Origin of the sequence: Streptomyces sp. NPDC020898, assembly GCF_044333925.1 — a bacterium.
Taxonomy (GTDB): Bacteria; Actinomycetota; Actinomycetes; order Streptomycetales; family Streptomycetaceae; genus Streptomyces.
Genome location: NZ_JBIRRV010000008.1, coordinates 103,059 through 122,305, shown reverse-complemented (window position 1 = coordinate 122,305; position 19,247 = coordinate 103,059). Strand labels below are relative to the sequence as shown.

The window sequence follows — 19,247 nt, the reverse complement described above, 5'->3', positions numbered from 1 at the left end:
GCACCCGGGCGCAGCCGCCACCCAACCCCCGCCATTCCCCCAGGCCACCGCGCAGCCCATCCCCCCGCAGTACGCGCCCCCACAGCAACCCCCGACCACCGCGCCTGCGCCCGCCACGCCTCCCCCGTCCCCAGCCGCTCCCACCGCCCACCCCCACCACATCCCCACCGACCGTGGCCGCGTCCACATCTCCGCCCACCAGCGCCGTACCGACGCCACCGCCGTGGGCAACCTCCTCCTCTATCTCCCGAACTTCCTCTGCAGCCTCCTCGTCGTCAGCATGTTCTCCCTCTTCTTCGGCGACCTCGCGTTCCTCGTGATCATCGCCTGGGTGCTCAGCGGCGCACTCGTGTTCCACCGGCCCACCGAAAGCGCCCTCGCGCGCCGTTTGCTCCACCTGCGCTACCCCACTCCGCAAGAACGAGCCAAACTCGAACCGGTCTGGCGCGAGGTCACCGCCCGCGCAGGCGTCGAGGGCCGCACCTACGAACTCTGGGTCGAGGACAGCGACGGTCTGAACGCGGTCGCCGCCGCAGGCCACATCGTCGGTGTCACCCGCTTCGCCATGAACGAGCTCCCCAACGGCGAACTCGCCGCCGTCATGGCACACGAGCTCGGCCACCACGTCGGCGGCCACGCCTGGTCCGGGCTCCTCGGCTACTGGTACGCACAGCCCGGCCGTATCGCCTGGCGGGTCCTGCGCGCCGTCTCCGTGGTCGTGTTCAAGGTGTCCCGCGCCTTCTCCTGCTTCGGCATCGGGTTCGTCGTACTCATCCTCGGCAGCATCGCCATGGCGACCATCAGCACCCTGTACGGCCTGCCCCTGCTGATCCTCGGCGTGCCGTACGCCCTCGCCGCCGTCGGCCGCCGCGCCGAGCTGCGCGCCGACGAGCACGCCGCAGCCCTCGGCTTCGCCCCGATGCTGGCCGCCGTACTCGGCAAGCTGCACCAGGAGGAGCAGCGGCAGACGGCCGCGCTCGCCGCGCTCAGCGGCGGTGTGCCGCCCGAGGAGAGCCCGCTCAGCAAGCTGCTCTCCTCGCACCCGGACTACTACACCCGGCTGCACCACCTCCAGCCGTACCTGCAACAGCAGCAGCCCTGAGCCCGGACACGCCGAAGGGCGGCCACCCCGCAACCGGGGTGACCGCCCTTCGTACTACCTACGTGCTACCAACTACCGCTTACTGGTTGTACGGACCGTAGTCGTAGTCCTCCAGCGGAACGGCCTGGCCGGAGCCCGTGCCGAACGGCGAGTAGTCGATGTCGTCGTAGCCGACGGCCGAGTACATCGCGGCCTTGGCCTCCTCGGTCGGCTCGACCCGGATGTTGCGGTAACGGGACAGACCCGTACCGGCCGGGATGAGCTTACCGATGATGACGTTCTCCTTGAGGCCGATGAGGCTGTCGGACTTGGCGTTGATCGCCGCATCCGTCAGGACTCGGGTCGTCTCCTGGAAGGAGGCGGCCGACAGCCAGGATTCCGTCGCCAGCGAGGCCTTGGTGATACCCATCAGCTGCGGACGGCCGGAGGCCGGGTGGCCGCCTTCCTGGACCACACGACGGTTCTCGGTCTCGAACTTGCCACGCTCGACCAGCTCGCCGGGCAGCAGCTCGGCGTCGCCGGACTCGATGATCGTCACACGGCGCAGCATCTGCCGGATGATGATCTCGATGTGCTTGTCGTGGATCGACACACCCTGCGAGTTGTAGACCTTCTGGACTTCGCCGACCAGGTGGACCTGGACCGCGCGCTGACCGAGGATCCGCAGCACGTCGTGCGGGTTGGTGGCACCGAAGGTGAGCTTCTGGCCCACCTCGACGTGGTCACCCTCACGCACCATGACCTTGGCACGCTTCGAGATCGGGAACGCCGTCTCGTCGCTGCCGTCGTCCGGGGTGATGACGATCTTCTTGGTCTTCTCGGTCTCCTCGATACGGACGCGGCCAGCCGCCTCCGAGATCGGGGCGACACCCTTGGGCGTACGAGCCTCGAAGAGCTCGACGACACGGGGCAGACCCTGGGTGATGTCGTCACCGGCCACACCACCGGTGTGGAAGGTACGCATCGTCAGCTGGGTACCGGGCTCACCGATGGACTGGGCGGCGATGATGCCGACCGCCTCACCGATGTCGACCAGCTTGCCGGTGGCCAGCGAGCGGCCGTAGCACATGGCACAGGTGCCGACGGCGGACTCGCAGGTCAGGACCGAGCGGGTCTTGACCTCGACGATGCCGTGCCGGACCAGCTCGTCGATGAGAACGTCACCGAGGTCGGTGTTGGCCGGGGCCAGCACACGTCCGTCGAGGGTGATGTCCTCGGCCAGCGCACGGGCGTACACGCTGGTCTCGACGTTGTCGGTCTTGCGCAGCACGCCGGTCTCGTCGAGCTCGGCGATGGCCAGCTTGAGGCCGCGGTCGGTGCCGCAGTCCTCCTCGCGGATGATGACGTCCTGCGAGACGTCCACCAGACGACGGGTGAGGTAACCCGAGTCGGCGGTACGCAGGGCGGTGTCGGCGAGACCCTTACGGGCACCGTGGGTGGAGATGAAGTACTCCAGCACGGACAGGCCCTCGCGGAAGGACGCCTTGATGGGACGAGGAATCGTCTCGTTCTTGGCGTTCGACACCAGACCACGCATACCGGCGATCTGCCGCATCTGCATCATGTTTCCTCGGGCACCCGAGTCAACCATCATGAAGATGGGGTTCGTCTTGGGGAAGTTCGCGTTCATCGCCTCGGCAACCTCGTTGGTCGCCTTGGTCCAGATCGCGATGAGCTCCTGCGTGCGCTCGTCCTTGGTGATCAGACCGCGCTCGTACTGCTTCTGGACCTTCTCGTCCTGCGCCTCGTAGCCCTTGACGATCTCCTTCTTCGCCTCGGGAACGACGATGTCGGAGATGGCCACGGTGACGCCGGAACGCGTGCCCCAGTAGAAGCCGGACGCCTTCAGGTTGTCGAGCGTCGCCGCCACGATGACCTTGGGGTACCGCTCGGCGAGGTCGTTGACGATCTCACCGAGCTGCTTCTTGCCGACCGAGTAGTCGACGAACGGGTAGTCCTCGGGCAGCAGCTCGTTGAAGAGCGCACGGCCCAGGGTCGTACGGAGGCGGAAGGTGTCACCCTGCTGCCACTCCGGCTCGCCCTCTTCGCGGGCCGGCGGGGTCCAGCCGCGCGGCGGGATGGTGCCCACCGGGAAGCGGATGTCGACGGCCGACTGGAGCGCGAGCTCGCCGTTGTCGAACGCCATGGTCGCCTCGGCGGTGGAGCCGAACGCGCGGCCCTCGCCCTTGACGTCACGGAGTTCACCGTCGGTGGTGAGGAAGAACAGACCGAGGACCATGTCCTGGGTCGGCATCGTCACCGGACGGCCGTCGGCGGGCTTGAGGATGTTGTTCGAGGACAGCATCAGGATGCGTGCCTCGGCCTGCGCCTCCGCGGAGAGCGGCAGGTGGACGGCCATCTGGTCACCGTCGAAGTCCGCGTTGAACGCGGTGCAGACGAGCGGGTGGATCTGGATGGCCTTGCCCTCGACCAGCTGCGGCTCGAAGGCCTGGATGCCGAGGCGGTGCAGCGTGGGCGCACGGTTCAGCAGCACCGGGTGCTCGGCGATGACCTCTTCGAGGACGTCGTACACAACGGTGCGGCCGCGCTCGACCATGCGCTTGGCGCTCTTGATGTTCTGCGCGTGGTTGAGGTCCACGAGCCGCTTCATCACGAACGGCTTGAAGAGCTCCAGCGCCATCGCCTTCGGCAGACCGCACTGGTGCAGCTTCAGCTGCGGACCGACGACGATCACGGAACGCGCCGAGTAGTCGACTCGCTTGCCGAGCAGGTTCTGACGGAATCGACCCTGCTTGCCCTTGAGCATGTCGCTCAGGGACTTCAGCGGGCGGTTACCCGGACCGGTGACCGGACGGCCACGACGACCGTTGTCGAACAGCGCGTCAACGGCCTCCTGAAGCATGCGCTTCTCGTTGTTGACGATGATCTCGGGAGCACCGAGGTCGAGAAGCCGCTTCAGACGGTTGTTCCGGTTGATCACACGGCGGTACAGGTCGTTCAGGTCGGAGGTCGCGAAGCGGCCACCGTCCAGCTGCACCATCGGGCGAAGGTCCGGCGGGATGACCGGGACGCAGTCGAGAACCATGCCCTTGGGGCTGTTGGAGGTCTGCAGGAACGCAGACACGACCTTCAGCCGCTTCAGCGCACGGGTCTTCTTCTGGCCCTTGCCGGTACGGATGATCTCGCGGAGGCGCTCGGCTTCCTCGTCCAGGTCGAAGGACTCCAGGCGCTTCTGCAGCGCCGCGGCACCCATCGAACCGTCGAAGTAGGTCCCGAAGCGGTCGCGCAGCTCGCGGTAGAGCAGCTCGTCGCCCTCCAGGTCCTGGACCTTGAGGTTCTTGAACCGGGTCCACACCTCGTCGAGCCGGTCGATCTCGCGCTGCGAACGGTCCCGCAGCTGCTTCATCTCCCGCTCGGCACCTTCGCGCACCTTGCGGCGTACGTCGGCCTTGGCGCCCTCGGCCTCCAGCTCGCCCAGGTCGCTTTCCAGCTTCTTGGCGCGGGCCTCGAGGTCGGAGTCACGGCGGTTCTCGACCTGCTGCCGCTCGACGGAGACATGCGCCTCCAGCGAGGGCAGGTCACGCGTACGACGCTCGTCGTCGACGTACGTGATCATGTACGCCGCGAAGTAGATGACCTTCTCGAGGTCCTTCGGGGCGAGGTCGAGCAGGTAGCCAAGACGCGACGGAACGCCCTTGAAGTACCAGATGTGGGTGACGGGAGCGGCGAGCTCGATGTGGCCCATCCGCTCACGGCGCACCTTGGCGCGAGTGACCTCGACGCCACAGCGCTCACAGATGATGCCCTTGAAGCGGACGCGCTTGTACTTGCCGCAGTAGCACTCCCAGTCCCGGGTCGGACCGAAGATCTTCTCGCAGAAGAGTCCGTCCTTTTCGGGCTTGAGCGTGCGGTAGTTGATCGTCTCGGGCTTCTTGACCTCGCCGTGGCTCCACTGACGGATGTCGTCAGCGGTGGCCAGACCGATCCGGAGCTCGTCGAAGAAGTTGACGTCGAGCACTATGCGTCAATCCCTCTCAGGGTTGTAAGTCATGGGGTCTGATACGGGGGTCCTGGGGCCGGCGGGCCTTGATCGCTCAAGGCCCGCCGAACTCCCGTCAGACCTCTTCGACGCTGCTCGGCTCACGCCGGGACAGGTCGATGCCGAGTTCCTCCGCCGCGCGGAAGACGTCCTCGTCGGTGTCACGCATTTCGATGGACATACCGTCACTGGACAGCACCTCCACGTTGAGGCAGAGAGACTGCATCTCCTTGATGAGCACCTTGAAGGACTCGGGGATGCCGGGCTCGGGAATGTTCTCGCCCTTGACGATGGCCTCGTAGACCTTCACGCGGCCGGTCACGTCGTCGGACTTGATGGTCAGCAGCTCCTGGAGGGCGTACGCGGCGCCGTATGCCTCCAGCGCCCACACCTCCATCTCACCGAAGCGCTGGCCACCGAACTGGGCCTTACCACCCAGCGGCTGCTGGGTGATCATCGAGTACGGACCGGTCGAACGGGCGTGGAGCTTGTCGTCGACCAGGTGGTGGAGCTTGAGGATGTACATGTAGCCGACCGAGACGGGCTCGGGGAACGGCTCACCGGAGCGGCCGTCGAACAGCGGCGCCTTACCGGTCGGGAGCACCATGCGCGAACCGTCGCGGTTCGGGAACGTGTGGTTCAGCAGACCGGCCAGCTCGTCCTCACGCGCACCGTCGAAGACGGGGGTGGCGACGTTCGTGCCGGGGGAGACCACGTCGGCCCCGATGGACTGGAGGCGCTGCGCCCATTCGTCCGCGAGCCCGGAGACGTCCCAGCCGCGGCTGGCGAGCCAGCCGAGGTGGATCTCCAGTACCTGTCCCGGGTTCATTCGGGACGGCACACCCAGCGGGTTGAGGATGATGTCGACCGGAGTTCCGTCCTCGAGGAACGGCATGTCCTCGATCGGAAGGATCTTCGAGATAACACCCTTGTTGCCGTGGCGGCCGGCGAGCTTGTCACCGTCCGTGATCTTGCGCTTCTGCGCCACGTAGACCCGAACCAGCTGGTTCACGCCCGGCGGCAGCTCGTCGCCCTCTTCACGGTCGAAGACGCGGACGCCGATGACCTTGCCGATCTCACCGTGCGGCACCTTCAGCGAGGTGTCGCGCACCTCGCGCGCCTTCTCACCGAAGATCGCGCGGAGCAGGCGCTCCTCGGGGGTCAGCTCGGTCTCACCCTTGGGCGTGACCTTGCCGACGAGGATGTCACCGGCGACGACCTCGGCACCGATACGGATGATGCCGCGCTCGTCGAGGTCGGCGAGGACCTCCTCGGAGACGTTCGGGATGTCCCGGGTGATCTCCTCGGGGCCGAGCTTGGTGTCACGGGCGTCGACCTCGTGCTCCTCGATGTGGATCGAGGAGAGGACGTCGTCCTGCACGAGGCGCTGCGACAGGATGATCGCGTCCTCGTAGTTGTGACCCTCCCACGGCATGAAGGCGACGAGCAGGTTCTTGCCCAGCGCCATCTCGCCTTCCTGGGTGGCCGGCCCGTCGGCGAGAACCTGGTGCTCGACGATCCGGTCGCCCTCGTTCACGACAACCTTCTGGTTGACCGAGGTGCCCTGGTTGGAGCGCGAGAACTTCGCGACGCGGTACGTGGTGTACGTACCGTCGTCGTTGGCGACGGTGATGTAGTCCGCGGAGACCTCCTGGACGACACCCGCCTTCTCGGCCTTGATGACGTCGCCGGCGTCGACGGCGCAGCGGTACTCCATGCCCGTACCGACGAGGGGGGCCTCGGCGGTGATCAGCGGCACGGCCTGGCGCATCATGTTCGCGCCCATGAGGGCACGGTTGGCGTCGTCGTGCTCCAGGAAGGGGATCATCGCGGTCGCGACGGACACCATCTGGCGCGGGGAGACGTCCATGTAGTCGACGTCGTCGCCGGGGATGTAGTCGATCTCGCCGCCACGGCGGCGGACGAGAACGCGGGACTCCTCGAAGCGCATGTCCTCGGAGAGGATCGCGTTCGCCTGGGCGATGACGAAGCGGTCCTCTTCGTCGGCCGTCAGGTAGTCGACGTCGTCGGTGACGACACCCTCGACGACCTTGCGGTACGGGGTCTCGACGAAGCCGAACGCGTTGACCCGGCCGTAGGAGGCGAGCGAGCCGATCAGACCGATGTTCGGGCCTTCAGGGGTCTCGATCGGGCACATGCGGCCGTAGTGCGAGGGGTGCACGTCACGGACCTCGAAGCCGGCCCGCTCACGGGAGAGACCACCCGGGCCAAGAGCCGACAGGCGGCGCTTGTGGGTGAGACCCGACAGCGGGTTGTTCTGGTCCATGAACTGCGACAGCTGGCTGGTGCCGAAGAACTCCTTGATGGAGGCGACGACCGGCCGGATGTTGATCAGGGTCTGCGGCGTGATCGCCTCGACGTCCTGGGTCGTCATCCGCTCGCGGACGACTCGCTCCATACGCGCCAGGCCCGTACGGACCTGGTTCTGGATGAGCTCGCCGACGTTGCGCAGACGACGGTTGCCGAAGTGGTCGATGTCGTCGGTCTCGACGACCATCGACACACCGTTGTTGCCAACGGTCTCGGTCTCACCGGCGTGCAGCTTCACCAGGTACTTGATCGTCGAGATGATGTCCTCGACGGTCAGCACACCGGCGTTCAGCGGGGCCTCGCCACCCAGCTTCTTGTTGACCTTGTAACGGCCGACCTTGGCGAGGTCGTAACGCTTCGGGTTGAAGTACAGGTTCTCCAGAAGCGTCTGCGCGGCCTCACGGGTCGGCGGCTCGCCAGGACGGAGCTTGCGGTAGATGTCGAGCAGCGCGTCGTCCTGGCCCTGGGTGTGGTCCTTCTCCAGGGTGGCGCGCATCGACTCGTACTCGCCGAACTCTTCGAGGATCTGCTCGGTCGTCCAGCCGAGAGCCTTGAGGAGGACGGTGACGGACTGCTTGCGCTTGCGGTCGATGCGGACACCGACCATGTCGCGCTTGTCGATCTCCATCTCGAGCCAGGCACCCCGGGAGGGGATCACCTTGGACGCGAAGATGTCCTTGTCGGACGTCTTGTCGATGGAGGAGTCGAAGTAGACACCCGGCGAACGGACCAGCTGCGACACGACGACACGCTCGGTGCCGTTGATGACGAAGGTGCCCTTGTTGGTCATGAGCGGGAAATCGCCCATGAAGACCGTCTGGGACTTGATCTCGCCGGTCTCGTTGTTGGTGAACTCGGCCGTGACGAAGAGGGGCGCGGAGTACGTGAAGTCACGGTCCTTGCACTCGTCGATCGAGTTCTTCGGAGGCTCGAAGCGGTGGTCGCGGAACGTCAGGGACATCGACCCGGAGAAGTCCTCGATCGGGGAGATCTCCTCGAAGATCTCCTCCAGACCGGACTTGGTGGGGACGTCCTGTCCGCTGTCCAGAGCCGCCTCGACACGAGCCTTCCACGCGGCGTTACCGAGCAGCCAGTCGAAGCTCTCGGTTTGCAGCGCAAGGAGGTTCGGAACCTCGAGGGGCTCCTTGATTTTTGCAAAAGAGATGCGCAGCGGGGCAGTGCTGGCGCCGTAGTTCGTATTCGCGGAGGCAGTGCGCGAGGCGGCCAAGAGGGGGTCCTTCCGAGGGCTCGGACTCACTACGCGCGTACCGGCCCCTCACAGGGGCACAGAGACAGGCGCTCCACGACCGGCCAGAAAAGGCCAGGTCGGAGAAGGTCCGATCGTCGGTGCTCAAGCGAGGGCATGCCCCTGGTGACGGGCAGGAGGCAGCTAACAGGCAGCGCAAAGGGTCAGTGTAGCCACTAGGCCCACTGATGTCCAGTGCGGGTTCTGGGAGACCCTCGCTGTTCTCAACACCTGCGACAAGCCACGTCCTCGATGCACATCGATACTGCCCTCTTCGCCACCGATCCATGCCTCGGATTCGGATCGTTGTGACGACGCGTCCTGAGAATTGCGCGCTGCGTGCGGTTCGTCAAGGCCCCCATGCCCAAACCCGGTGCTGCCATCGTCACGTGCGGCACATCACCAAGGGCGTTCGGAGGCAGACGAAGATCACCTTACTTGCCGTCACCGACCGTGCAAGGCAGCCACGACCCGACCCCTCGAACGCCGAAGAGCGACCACCCAGATGGATGATCGCTCTTCACAGCTTCAGCGTTACAGGGCTGTCGGTAGCCCCTGCTCAGCGTCCACGAGAGTCCTCAGCGGACCCTCAGTGGGGTCACTTGACCTCGACGCCCGCGCCAGCGGCCTTGAGGGACTCGGCAGCCTTCTCGGCGGCCTCCTTGGTGACCTTCTCGAGAACGGGCTTCGGGGCGCCGTCCACGAGGTCCTTGGCCTCCTTGAGACCCAGCGAGGTCAGCTCACGCACGACCTTGATGACCTGGATCTTCTTCTCGCCGGCACCGGTGAGGATGACGTCGAACTCGTCCTGCTCCTCGGCGACCTCAGCGGCGGCGGCGGGGCCGGCCGGGGCAGCGGCGACCGCGGCGGCGGCGGTGACGTCGAACTTCTCCTCGAAGGCCTTAACGAACTCGGAGAGCTCGATGAGGGTGAGGGTCTCGAACTGCGCGAGCAGCTCTTCCTGGGACAGCTTCGTCGCCATGATGGGCGATCCTTCCAGTCAATTCGGCAGGTGCCGATGTAAGTGTCGGCGGGCGTACGTTCGGCCCGCGCCGACCGCCACGTCAGGCGGCGGTCAAAGTGCGAGCCGAATTACTCGGCACCGCCCTGCTCGGCGAGCTTGACGCGAAGCGCTTCCGCGGTGCGGACGAACTTCGACGGAAGCGCCTGGAAGAGCGAAGCAGCCTGAGACTGCTTGCCCTTGAAGGCACCTGCCAGCTTGCTGAGCAGAACCTCGCGGGACTCGAGGTCCGCAAGCTTCTTGATCTCGTCGGCGGACAGCGCCTTACCGTCAAGGACACCGCCCTTGATGACGAGGTTCGGGTTGTCCTTGGCGAAGTCACGAAGACCCTTCGCCGACGTCACCGGGTCACCGGTGATGAAGGCAACCGCCGTCGGACCGTTGAACAGGTCGTCGAGCGTCGAGATCCCGGCCTCGTTGGCCGCGATCTTGGTCAGCGTGTTCTTCACCACGGCGTACTGGGCGTCTTCACCGAGCGAACGACGCAGCGTCTTGAGCTGCGCCACGGTGAGACCCCGGTACTCGGTCAGCACAGCGGCGTTCGAGCTGCGGAACTGGTCCGCGAGCTCGGCTACCGCGGCAGCCTTGTCGGGCCTTGCCATAAGCGTGGCCTCCTTCCGGGTGATGAGGACCGCTCAGAAGGAGACTGGGAAAACGAAACGCCCCGGCGCAGGCGCACGGGGCGTGAACTCGACCAACCGGATTCCGTGAGCGGAATCCGACCGGGAGTACATCCACAGTCACCTACGCGGGTCGTCCGCAGTTCAGCGGATCCTTCGGCCACCGCACCCTCTGACGAGGGCACGGCAACGACCAGCGGTCTTTGGCTTCTGGAGGAGAGTACGTGAACGGCTCGCCGACAAGCAAATCCGCCCGTACGGAGCAGTCCGGGGCGTCTCAGCCCTGCTCCGCGCCCTTCATCATCTCGGCGAGGTCCACGACGTCCTTGGCGGGCGGGGCGGTGACCGTCACGGGCTTGTTGAGGTCGAGGAAGGTGATGGTCATGTCGAGGGGGCCCTTGTCGGCCTGGCCGCGCATGCGGAACTGCTTGGTGAGCTCGTCCTCGCCGATCCACATGTCCATCGTGAACTTCTCGATGCCCAGCTTGTCGTACTGCTCAAGGCTCTTCTCGCGCCCCTCGCGGGTCGCCTTGTCCTCGGTCTTGAGGGACGCGCGGAGCTCGTCGACGGTGACCGTGCCCTTGTAGTGAGTGGTCTCGACGCCGTCGATCTTCTCGGTGCCGACCTCCTTCACGTCCTTGGAGCCGGTGAGGAAGGTGGACTCCTGGGCGGGGTTCTTGTCGGCCTGCCCGGCAGCACCGAGGCCTCCGGCACCGGCACCTCCCGCGCCGCCCAGGGCGGCCAGGTCGAACTTGATCCAGCTCTTGCCGTCCATCTCCTTGGCCGCCGCCGCGCCCCCGCCTATGAACATGGCCTTGTCGACGAGACGGATCTCGGCGGTGCCGTCCGCGCCCTGGTCGAGGGCCGTCATCTTCATGCTCATGGCCACGTCGGGCTTGAGGCGCATCGTGGCCTCGGCCTTGACGCGGCCCTCCTCCGGCGTCCGGCCGGTCAGCCGGTAGCTGAGGGAGGTGATGTCCTCCACGTTCTTCGCCGCCTTGGCGACAGCCGCCGCCGGCGTCATCTTCGGCGACTCCGACGCCCCCTCGGAACAGCCGACAGCACCGGCGCCGAGAAGCAGCACGGCAAGCCCTACGCGCACAGAAGCACCCACGAGATTCCCCCCAAGGAACACGCACATCAGGAACACACGGTCGATTCACAGAAACGACCGCGAGCCTAACCCGAAGGGACGGACGAGGCTCCTGAATTCCCCATCAGGTCCTTGAAGTCCGCGGTGTCCCCGGCCGCCGGCGCCTCCACCGCCATCTTCACACCGTACGCGCTGTAGTACGCCGTCGACGACATCCGCCCGCTCGACAGCTCACCCTGCTCGACCTTCTTGACCAGAAGGTTCCGGTCGTTGACCCAGATGTCGACCGTCTCGGTGGTGACACCGGCCTGGACGAGCTGCTCCTTGAGGGCGGAGTCGGCAAGGGCCTCCACGTCCACCGTGCCCGAGTAGTGCGTCGTACGCTCCCCGCGCACCGTCTCCGTCCCGGCCCTGCGGGCGTCCCCTGAGGCCAGCAGGAGCTTGACCGGCTGGATCGGGGCGGTGCTGCGCAGCTGGTCCTTCAGATACGTCCCGGAGCCGCCCGGCAGGTCCGCCAGGTCGTCGTAGGCGTACTTGATCCAGTGCTTGCCGTGCATCTGGGCGGCGAACTTGTCGCCGACCTTGGCGTAGTAGGCGTCGGGCAGCAGCCTGGCCTCCATGGAGGAGCTGTTGAGCGCGCGCATGGATTCGGCCAGTTCTCCGCCGGTGTAAGTGAGGCTGAGCCTGCCGACCGGCTCGCCGGCCCAGCCGAGGGTGCCGGTCGTCCGCATGGAGAGCAGGTCGCCCATGACCGAGCTGGAGCTGACCCGGGCGGAACCCGCCCCGTCGGTGGCTTTCTCGACGGCGTGCAGCGCGGCGGTCGTACGGGCGTCGGGACGGCCTGTGGCGCCGGTCTGCGCGGCGCCCCCGTCATCGGGTTCCCCGGAGAAGGTGCACGCCGACACCGCCACGCTCACAGCGGCCAGCGCGACGCCCACCGTGGCCGGCCGTATCCCCCGTACACCGATGTTTTTCATCCGTACCCCTACCCCCTCGTACACCCCGTGATCTTCACGCTAACCCGTCCCTACGACAACGGGCCCCGCACCTCGAAAGGTTGCGGGGCCCGTCGTACGAACGCGTACGCGCGGCTACCGGGGTGAGCGGGAGGCTCAGACGGAGGCCGGGTCCTCTTCGACGAGGAGGTTGCGGGTGCGGTTGGGGTCGACCGGAACGCCGGGGCCGATCGTGGTGCTGAGGGCGGCCTTCTTGATGTAGCGGCCCTTCGCGGCGGACGGCTTCAGACGGAGGATCTCCTCCAGCGCGGCGCCGTAGTTCTCCACCAGCTTGGTGTCGTCGAACGACGTCTTGCCGATGATGAAGTGCAGGTTCGAGTGCTTGTCGACGCGGAACTCGATCTTGCCGCCCTTGATCTCGGTCACGGCCTTGGCCACGTCCGGGGTCACGGTGCCCGTCTTCGGGTTCGGCATCAGACCACGCGGGCCGAGGACACGGCCCAGGCGGCCGACCTTGCCCATGAGGTCCGGGGTGGCGACGACGGCGTCGAAGTCCAGACGGCCCTTCGCCACCTCGTCGATGAGCTCGTCGGAGCCGACGATGTCGGCGCCCGCGGCGGTCGCGGCCTCGGCACGGTCACCGGTCGCGAAGACCAGGACCCGGGCGGTCTTACCGGTGCCGTGCGGGAGGTTCACGGTGCCACGGACCATCTGGTCGGCCTTGCGCGGGTCGACACCCAGGCGGAAGGCGACCTCGACGGTGCCGTCGAACTTGCTCGTGGAGGTCTCCTTGGCGAGACGGACGGCCTCGAGCGGGGCGTAGAGCTTGTCCCGGTCGATCTTGGCGTCCGCAGCGCGGAGAGACTTGCTGCGCTTGCTCACTACTGCTCCTGATGTTGTTCTGAGGAGTCGTGGTACGGACCGAGCAGGTCCTGCCACGCACTACAAGGCGTACGAGGTGGGGCTCAGCCCTCGACCGTGATGCCCATGGAACGGGCGGTGCCGGCGATGATCTTCGACGCGGCGTCCAGGTCGTTGGCGTTCAGGTCGGGAAGCTTGGTCGTGGCGATCTCGCGGACCTGCGCCTGCGTGATCTTGGCGACCTTGGTCTTGTGCGGCTCGCCCGAGCCCTTCTCGACACCCGCGGCCTTGAGGATCATCTTCGCGGCCGGCGGCGTCTTGGTGACGAAGGTGAAGGAGCGGTCTTCGTAGACCGTGATCTCCACCGGGATCACCCAGCCACGCTGCGACTCGGTCGCGGCGTTGTAGGCCTTGCAGAACTCCATGATGTTGACGCCGTGCTGGCCGAGCGCGGGGCCGACCGGCGGAGCGGGGTTAGCCGCACCGGCGTTGATCTGGAGCTTGATGAGCCCCGTGACCTTCTTCTTCTTGGGAGGCATTCCGGGTCCTCTATCTTCGTTTTCTTCGGTCTTCGCTGTGCCCGACAGAAGCCGGGCAACCGCACCACGATAAACGACACCGTGGCAAGGCGTGAAACCGAGCAGGTCAGGCTGGCTCCAAGAGAGCCGACCTGACCTGGACGGAAGCTGTGTGGCGTACTAGTTCTTCTGAATCTGATCGAACGACAGCTCGACCGGAGTCTCGCGGCCGAAGATCTCGACGAGGCCCTTGACCTTCTTCGAGTCGGCGTTGATCTCGTTGATCGTCGCCTGCAGCGTCGCGAACGGGCCGTCGGTGACGGTGACCGAGTCGCCGACCTCGAAGTCCAGCACCTGGACCTCGAGCTTGCGGGCCGGAGCCGGCCTGCCCTCGGCCTCGGCGAGCTCCCGGGCGGCCTTCTCCTCGGCCTCCGGAGCAAGCATCTTGACGATCTCGTCCAGCGTCAGCGGGTACGGGTCGTACGCATTGCCCACGAAGCCGGTGACACCGGGGGTGTTGCGGACGACGCCCCAGGACTCGTTCGTCAGGTCCATGCGGACGAGAACGTATCCGGGAAGCTTGTTCTGGCGGACCGTCTTGCGCTCGCCGTTCTTGATCTGGGCGACTTCTTCCTGCGGCACCTCGGCCTGGAAGATGAAGTCCTCGACGTTGAGCGAGACGGCACGCTGTTCGAGGTTGGTCTTCACGCGGTTCTCGTAACCGGCGTACGTGTGGATGACGTACCACTCGCCGGGGAGCGTGCGCAGCTCCTCGCGGAGGGCCTCGACGGGGTCGACGGGCTCGGCCTCTTCTTCAGGCTCTGCTTCGGCTTCGGCCTCGTCGTCCTCAGCCTCGTCCTCGACGAGCTCTTCGTCCTCGTCGACGTCGGCGTCAGCCTCGGCGACGTCGCTGTCCTCATCGTCCTCGATGTGGACTGCGGCTTCCTCGGCGGGCTCCCCCACGGCGGTGTCGGCAGCGTCGACCTCGTCCTGGACCTCGTCAGCGCCCTCGACGATGTCGAGCTCGTCATCCACGGACTCGTCCGGCACGATGGCGTCGTTCAGGTTCGGGTCAGACACGGTGGCTGCTTCTTCCTGGATACATGTGGGTGGAACATGCGAAAGGGGCGCCGCACCCGGCGCCCTTCGCTCTTGGCTCAGCCGAAGACGTACTTGGCGGCTTTGTCGAGGCCAAAGTCAATCACAGTCACCAGGCCGATCATGATGACCACAAAGACGATCACCACGGTCGTGTACGTCGTCAGCTGGTTGCGCGTCGGCCAGACGACCTTGCGGAGTTCCGCGACGATCTGACGGTAGAAGACCGCGAGGCGCCTCAGCGGGCCCTTCTTGGCACGCTTGCCGCCCTTGCGAGTCTTCTTGTCCGACTCGGGCGCCTCGTCCTGGGCATCAGGCATGTCGATGGAGCCCACGGCGTCCGCCATTCATCCTCACCTGTTCCCGGGTCGTGGCCGTGCCGCGCCCGGTCTGAGCCGCACGGCGGTGCAATGCAGTACGTACATGCGCACACATCCTGGTGACAGGCGTGTGTAGCAGGGCCGGAGGGACTTGAACCCCCAACCGCTGGTTTTGGAGACCAGTGCTCTACCAATTGAGCTACGACCCTTTGTGGTTACTCCAACGTACCGTACTCGTCCGGATGCTCAATGTGCACCGGATAAGCGCGGACCGGTGAAGGCCAACGAGGTGAGAGTGTACGTGCTCAAGCGTCGATCGTCGAACAGAAAGCGCCCACTGGGGCGTTGCCGACGGAAGATCGCCCAGCCCAGGCCCCGGATCCGGACGCTTGTTCAGCCGTCCGCCCGGCACTGTGCCTCTCTGCCGTCCCGTCGGTGACCCGGTCCGGGGTCCAGTCTGACCAGTCCGTGAAACCAGTGTGCCGGGGAGGTTTCCGGTCTGAAACGATGGGCACCATGAGCGCTGCAACCCCTCCCACCGCGCGCCGGGTCTCCGCCCGAGTCGGCGCGATCTCCGAGTCCGCCACCCTCGCCGTGGATGCCAAGGCCAAGGCCCTGAAGGCCGCCGGGCGCCCGGTGATCGGCTTCGGCGCCGGTGAACCGGACTTCCCGACGCCGGACTACATCGTCCAGGCCGCCATCGAGGCCTGCTCGAACCCGAAGTACCACCGCTACACGCCGGCCGGCGGTCTGCCGGAGCTGAAGGCCGCGATCGTCGCCAAGACGCTGCGCGACTCCAACTACGAGGTGGACGCCTCCCAGGTCCTGGTGACCAACGGCGGCAAGCAGGCCATCTACGAGGGCTTCGCCGCGATCCTCGACCCGGGCGACGAGGTCATCGTCCCGGCCCCGTACTGGACGACGTACCCCGAGTCGATCCGTCTCGCCGGCGGTGTCCCGGTCGAGGTCGTCGCGGACGAGACCACCGGCTACCGGGTCAGCGTGGAGCAGCTGGAGGCGGCCCGCACGGAGAAGACGAAGGTCGTCCTCTTCGTCTCCCCCTCCAACCCGACCGGCGCGGTCTACAGCGTCGAGGAGACCGAGGCGATCGGCCGCTGGGCCGTGGAGCACGGCTTGTGGGTGATGACGGACGAGATCTACGAGCACCTCGTCTACGGCGACGCGACGTTCACCTCGCTGCCCGCGATCCTCCCCGAGCTGCGCGACAAGTGCATCGTGGTCAACGGTGTCGCCAAGACGTACGCCATGACGGGCTGGCGGGTCGGGTGGATCATCGGCCCGAAGGATGTCGTCAAGGCGGCGACGAACCTCCAGTCGCACGCCACGTCCAACGTGTCGAACGTGGCCCAGATCGCCGCCCTCGCCGCTGTCTCCGGGAACCTGGACGCCGTCGCGGAGATGCGTGTGGCCTTCGACCGTCGCCGCCACACCATCGTGCGCATGCTCAACGAGATCGACGGCGTGGTCTGCCCCGAGCCCGAGGGCGCCTTCTACGTCTACCCGTCGGTGAAGGCCCTGCTGGGCAAGGAGATCCGCGGCAAGCGTCCGCAGGACTCGGTCGAGCTGGCGGCGCTGATCCTGGACGAGGTCGAGGTCGCGGTCGTACCCGGCGAGGCCTTCGGTACACCGGGCTACCTGCGCCTGTCGTACGCCCTGGGTGACGAGGACCTCGTCGAGGGCATCAGCCGCGTGCAGAAGCTGCTGGCGGAGGCGACGGACTGAACGTCCTGACGTGATCTGACGCAAGTGGGCCGCTTCCCAAAGGGAAGCGGCCTTCTTTCGTCTCTCAGTCGTCTCTCAGTGCGAGCAAGACCACGTTCAGGGAAAGCGCTACCGATTCGACCGGGACGTACGGCAGGATCCGAGAATGGAGCACGTACGTGATGTCTCTGAACTGCCGAAAGCCCATCTGCACCTGCACTTCACCGGGTCGATGCGGTCCGCGACCCTGCTGGAACTGGCCGACAAGTACGGTGTGCGGCTGCCCGAGGCGCTGACCGACGCCCTCACCAGCGGCGAGCCACCGAAACTCCGGGCGACCGACGAGCGGGGCTGGTTCCGTTTCCAGCGGCTGTACGACGCGGCCCGGTCCTGTCTGCGCGAGCCCGAGGACATCCAGCGGCTGGTCCGCGAGGCCGCCGAGGAGGACGTGAAGGACGGCTCGGGCTGGCTGGAGATCCAGGTCGACCCGACGTCGTACGCCCCTCGCCTGGGCGGTCTCATCCCGGCGCTGGAGATCATCCTGGACGCCGTGGAGGCGGCCGGGCGGGAGACCGGGATCGGGATGCGGGTCCTGGTGGCCGCGAACCGTATGAAGCACCCCTTGGACGCGCGCACGCTGGCCCGGCTGGCCGTGCGGTACGCGGACCGGGGTGTCGTGGGCTTCGGGCTCTCGAACGACGAACGGCGGGGCATGGCCCGGGACTTCGACCGGGCCTTCGCCATCGCGCGTGAAGGGGGCCTGCTGTCGGCCCCGCACGGCGGCGAGCTGACGGGCCCGTCGTCGGTCCGCGACTGCCTGGACGACCTGCACGCGACCCGGCTCGGCCACGGAGTGCGGGCGGCGGAGGACCCGCGGCTGCTGAAGCGCCTCGCGGACCGCCAGATCACCTGCGAGGTGTGCCCCGCATCGAACGTCGCCCTGGGGGTCTACGAGAAGCCCGAGGACGTACCCCTGAGGAAACTGTTCGAAGCGGGTGTCCCGATGGCGCTGGGCGCCGACGACCCGCTCCTCTTCGGTTCCCGGCTGGCGGCCCAGTACGAGATCGCACGCCAGTACCACGCGTTCACGGACGCGGAACTGGCCGAACTGGCCCGGCAGTCGGTACGGGGTTCGGCGGCGCCGGAGGACGTACGGGCGAAGCTGCTGGCGGGGATCGACGAGTGGCTGGCCGACTGAGCGATGTCGCCGGGGGTCTCAGAGGCTGACGCCGACCGTCACCGGTTCGTTGACGAGGGTGACCCCGAAGGCGTCCCGGACGCCGGCGACGACCTCGCGGGCGAGCGCGAGCAGGTCCTCCGTGGTGGCCTTGCCGCGGTTGGTGAGGGCCAGGGTGTGCTTGGTGGAGATGCGGGCGGGACCGGTGCCGTACCCCTTGGTGAAGCCGGCCTTGTCGATCAGCCAGGCCGCCGAGGTCTTGGTACGGCCCTCCCCCGCCGGGTAGGCGGGCGGTACGGCGTCGGTGCCGAGCCGCTCCGACACGCGCGCGTGGAAGGCGGCGAACTCCGCGTCGGTGAGGATCGGGTTGGTGAAGAAGGACCCGGCGGACCAGGTGTCGTGGTCCTCGGGGTCCAGGACCATGCCCTTGCCGGCACGCAGCTTCAGCACGGTCTCGCGGGCCGCGTCCAGCGGCACCCGGTCGCCGGGCTCGACGCCGAGGGCGCGGGCCGTCTCGGCGTACTTCAGGGGCGCCGACAGCCCGTCCGCGTCCTCCAGGGCGAAGCGGACGCGCAGGACGACATGGCGCTCGGGGGCGGCCTTGAAACGGCTGTGTCGGTACGAGAAGCCGCAGTCGGCGCCGGCGAGGGTGACCGTCTCGCGGGTGGCCCGGTCGTAGGCGACAACCTCGGTGATGGTCGAGGACACCTCCTGCCCGTACGCACCCACGTTCTGGATGGGCGTCGCGCCCGCGGAACCGGGAATCCCGGCGAGGCACTCGATCCCGGCGAGCCCGGCCCCGACCGTACGCGCGACGGCCTCGGTCCACACCTCGCCGGCGGCCAGTTCGAGCCCCGTACCGTCGAGGTCGAAGCCGGTCGTGGCGATCCGCAGGGCTGTCCCGGCGAACCCCTTGTCGCCGATGACCAGGTTCGAGCCGCCGCCGATGACCAGCAGCGGGGTCCCGGAGTCGTCGGCCGCACGGACGGCGGCGATCACCTCGGCGTCGGTCGTCGCCGTGATCAGCCGGTCCGCGGGACCGCCGAGCCGGAAGGTGGTCAGCGGGGCGAGAGGAGCGTCGTGGATTTCCTGCACGCGCCCAAGACTACGAGACCCCACTGACAGCCCAGGACGCCAATCCGACAGCAGGCTGTACGCGCGCGTACGGCCCACCGGTGAGGA

14 protein-coding genes and 1 tRNA gene are annotated in these 19,247 nt (G+C 67.0%); 3 read left to right on the top strand and 12 right to left on the bottom strand.

What is annotated here, in order from left to right:
* Positions 1-223: 223 nt before the first annotated feature.
* Positions 224-1,102 (top strand): M48 family metalloprotease, encoded by an 879-nt coding sequence (locus tag ACH4TV_RS25420; protein ID WP_398401854.1) that lies wholly within the window; start codon positions 224-226, stop codon positions 1,100-1,102.
* A gap of 79 nt (positions 1,103-1,181) precedes the next feature.
* On the opposite strand, the gene ACH4TV_RS25415 is transcribed toward ACH4TV_RS25420, so the two are convergent.
* From ACH4TV_RS25415 to ACH4TV_RS25365, 11 genes are all read right to left on the bottom strand, one after another.
* Positions 1,182-5,081, bottom strand: a complete 3,900-nt coding sequence (locus ACH4TV_RS25415) for a DNA-directed RNA polymerase subunit beta' (protein ID WP_398401852.1) — start codon at positions 5,079-5,081, stop codon at positions 1,182-1,184.
* 97 nt (positions 5,082-5,178) lie between these two features.
* Complete coding sequence (rpoB, locus tag ACH4TV_RS25410; protein ID WP_398401850.1) at positions 5,179-8,661, bottom strand: DNA-directed RNA polymerase subunit beta; 3,483 nt, start codon at positions 8,659-8,661, stop codon at positions 5,179-5,181.
* Between the two features lie 616 nt (positions 8,662-9,277).
* The gene (gene rplL / locus ACH4TV_RS25405; RefSeq protein WP_330290560.1) at positions 9,278-9,661 is read right to left on the bottom strand and encodes a 50S ribosomal protein L7/L12; all 384 of its coding nucleotides are present in this window, start codon (positions 9,659-9,661) and stop codon (positions 9,278-9,280) included.
* A gap of 110 nt (positions 9,662-9,771) precedes the next feature.
* Positions 9,772-10,302 carry a 50S ribosomal protein L10 gene (rplJ, locus tag ACH4TV_RS25400; protein ID WP_164319068.1) on the bottom strand — a complete coding sequence of 177 codons (531 nt, stop codon included), beginning with the start codon at positions 10,300-10,302 and terminating at the stop codon, positions 9,772-9,774.
* A 295-nt stretch (positions 10,303-10,597) separates the two neighbouring features.
* Positions 10,598-11,434 carry a DUF1396 domain-containing protein gene (locus ACH4TV_RS25395; RefSeq protein ID WP_398401847.1) on the bottom strand — a complete coding sequence of 279 codons (837 nt, stop codon included), beginning with the start codon at positions 11,432-11,434 and terminating at the stop codon, positions 10,598-10,600.
* Between the two features lie 65 nt (positions 11,435-11,499).
* Positions 11,500-12,390 (bottom strand): hypothetical protein, encoded by an 891-nt coding sequence (locus ACH4TV_RS25390; protein ID WP_398401845.1) that lies wholly within the window; start codon positions 12,388-12,390, stop codon positions 11,500-11,502.
* A 135-nt stretch (positions 12,391-12,525) separates the two neighbouring features.
* The gene (gene rplA, locus ACH4TV_RS25385) at positions 12,526-13,251 is read right to left on the bottom strand and encodes a 50S ribosomal protein L1 (RefSeq protein WP_398401843.1); all 726 of its coding nucleotides are present in this window, start codon (positions 13,249-13,251) and stop codon (positions 12,526-12,528) included.
* An 83-nt stretch (positions 13,252-13,334) separates the two neighbouring features.
* Positions 13,335-13,769, bottom strand: a complete 435-nt coding sequence (gene rplK, locus ACH4TV_RS25380; protein ID WP_019072313.1) for a 50S ribosomal protein L11 — start codon at positions 13,767-13,769, stop codon at positions 13,335-13,337.
* A 159-nt stretch (positions 13,770-13,928) separates the two neighbouring features.
* The gene (gene nusG, locus ACH4TV_RS25375) at positions 13,929-14,828 is read right to left on the bottom strand and encodes a transcription termination/antitermination protein NusG (protein WP_398401841.1); all 900 of its coding nucleotides are present in this window, start codon (positions 14,826-14,828) and stop codon (positions 13,929-13,931) included.
* Positions 14,829-14,905: 77 nt separating this feature from the next.
* Positions 14,906-15,193, bottom strand: coding sequence for a preprotein translocase subunit SecE (gene secE / locus ACH4TV_RS25370; RefSeq protein ID WP_398401839.1), 288 nt, complete (start codon positions 15,191-15,193; stop codon positions 14,906-14,908).
* Positions 15,194-15,302: 109 nt separating this feature from the next.
* A tRNA-Trp gene (locus ACH4TV_RS25365) sits at positions 15,303-15,375 on the bottom strand.
* Positions 15,376-15,682: 307 nt separating this feature from the next.
* On the opposite strand from ACH4TV_RS25365, the gene ACH4TV_RS25360 reads away from it, so the two are divergent.
* Positions 15,683-16,909, top strand: coding sequence for a pyridoxal phosphate-dependent aminotransferase (locus tag ACH4TV_RS25360; RefSeq protein WP_398401837.1), 1,227 nt, complete (start codon positions 15,683-15,685; stop codon positions 16,907-16,909).
* Between the two features lie 145 nt (positions 16,910-17,054).
* Positions 17,055-18,086 (top strand): adenosine deaminase, encoded by a 1,032-nt coding sequence (locus tag ACH4TV_RS25355; RefSeq protein WP_398401835.1) that lies wholly within the window; start codon positions 17,055-17,057, stop codon positions 18,084-18,086.
* An 18-nt stretch (positions 18,087-18,104) separates the two neighbouring features.
* Here ACH4TV_RS25355 and ACH4TV_RS25350 read toward each other — a convergent pair whose 3' ends face one another.
* A complete protein-coding gene (locus ACH4TV_RS25350; RefSeq protein ID WP_398401833.1) occupies positions 18,105-19,160 on the bottom strand; it encodes a UDP-N-acetylmuramate dehydrogenase in 1,056 nt (351 codons plus the stop codon).
* Positions 19,161-19,247 lie beyond the last annotated feature (87 nt).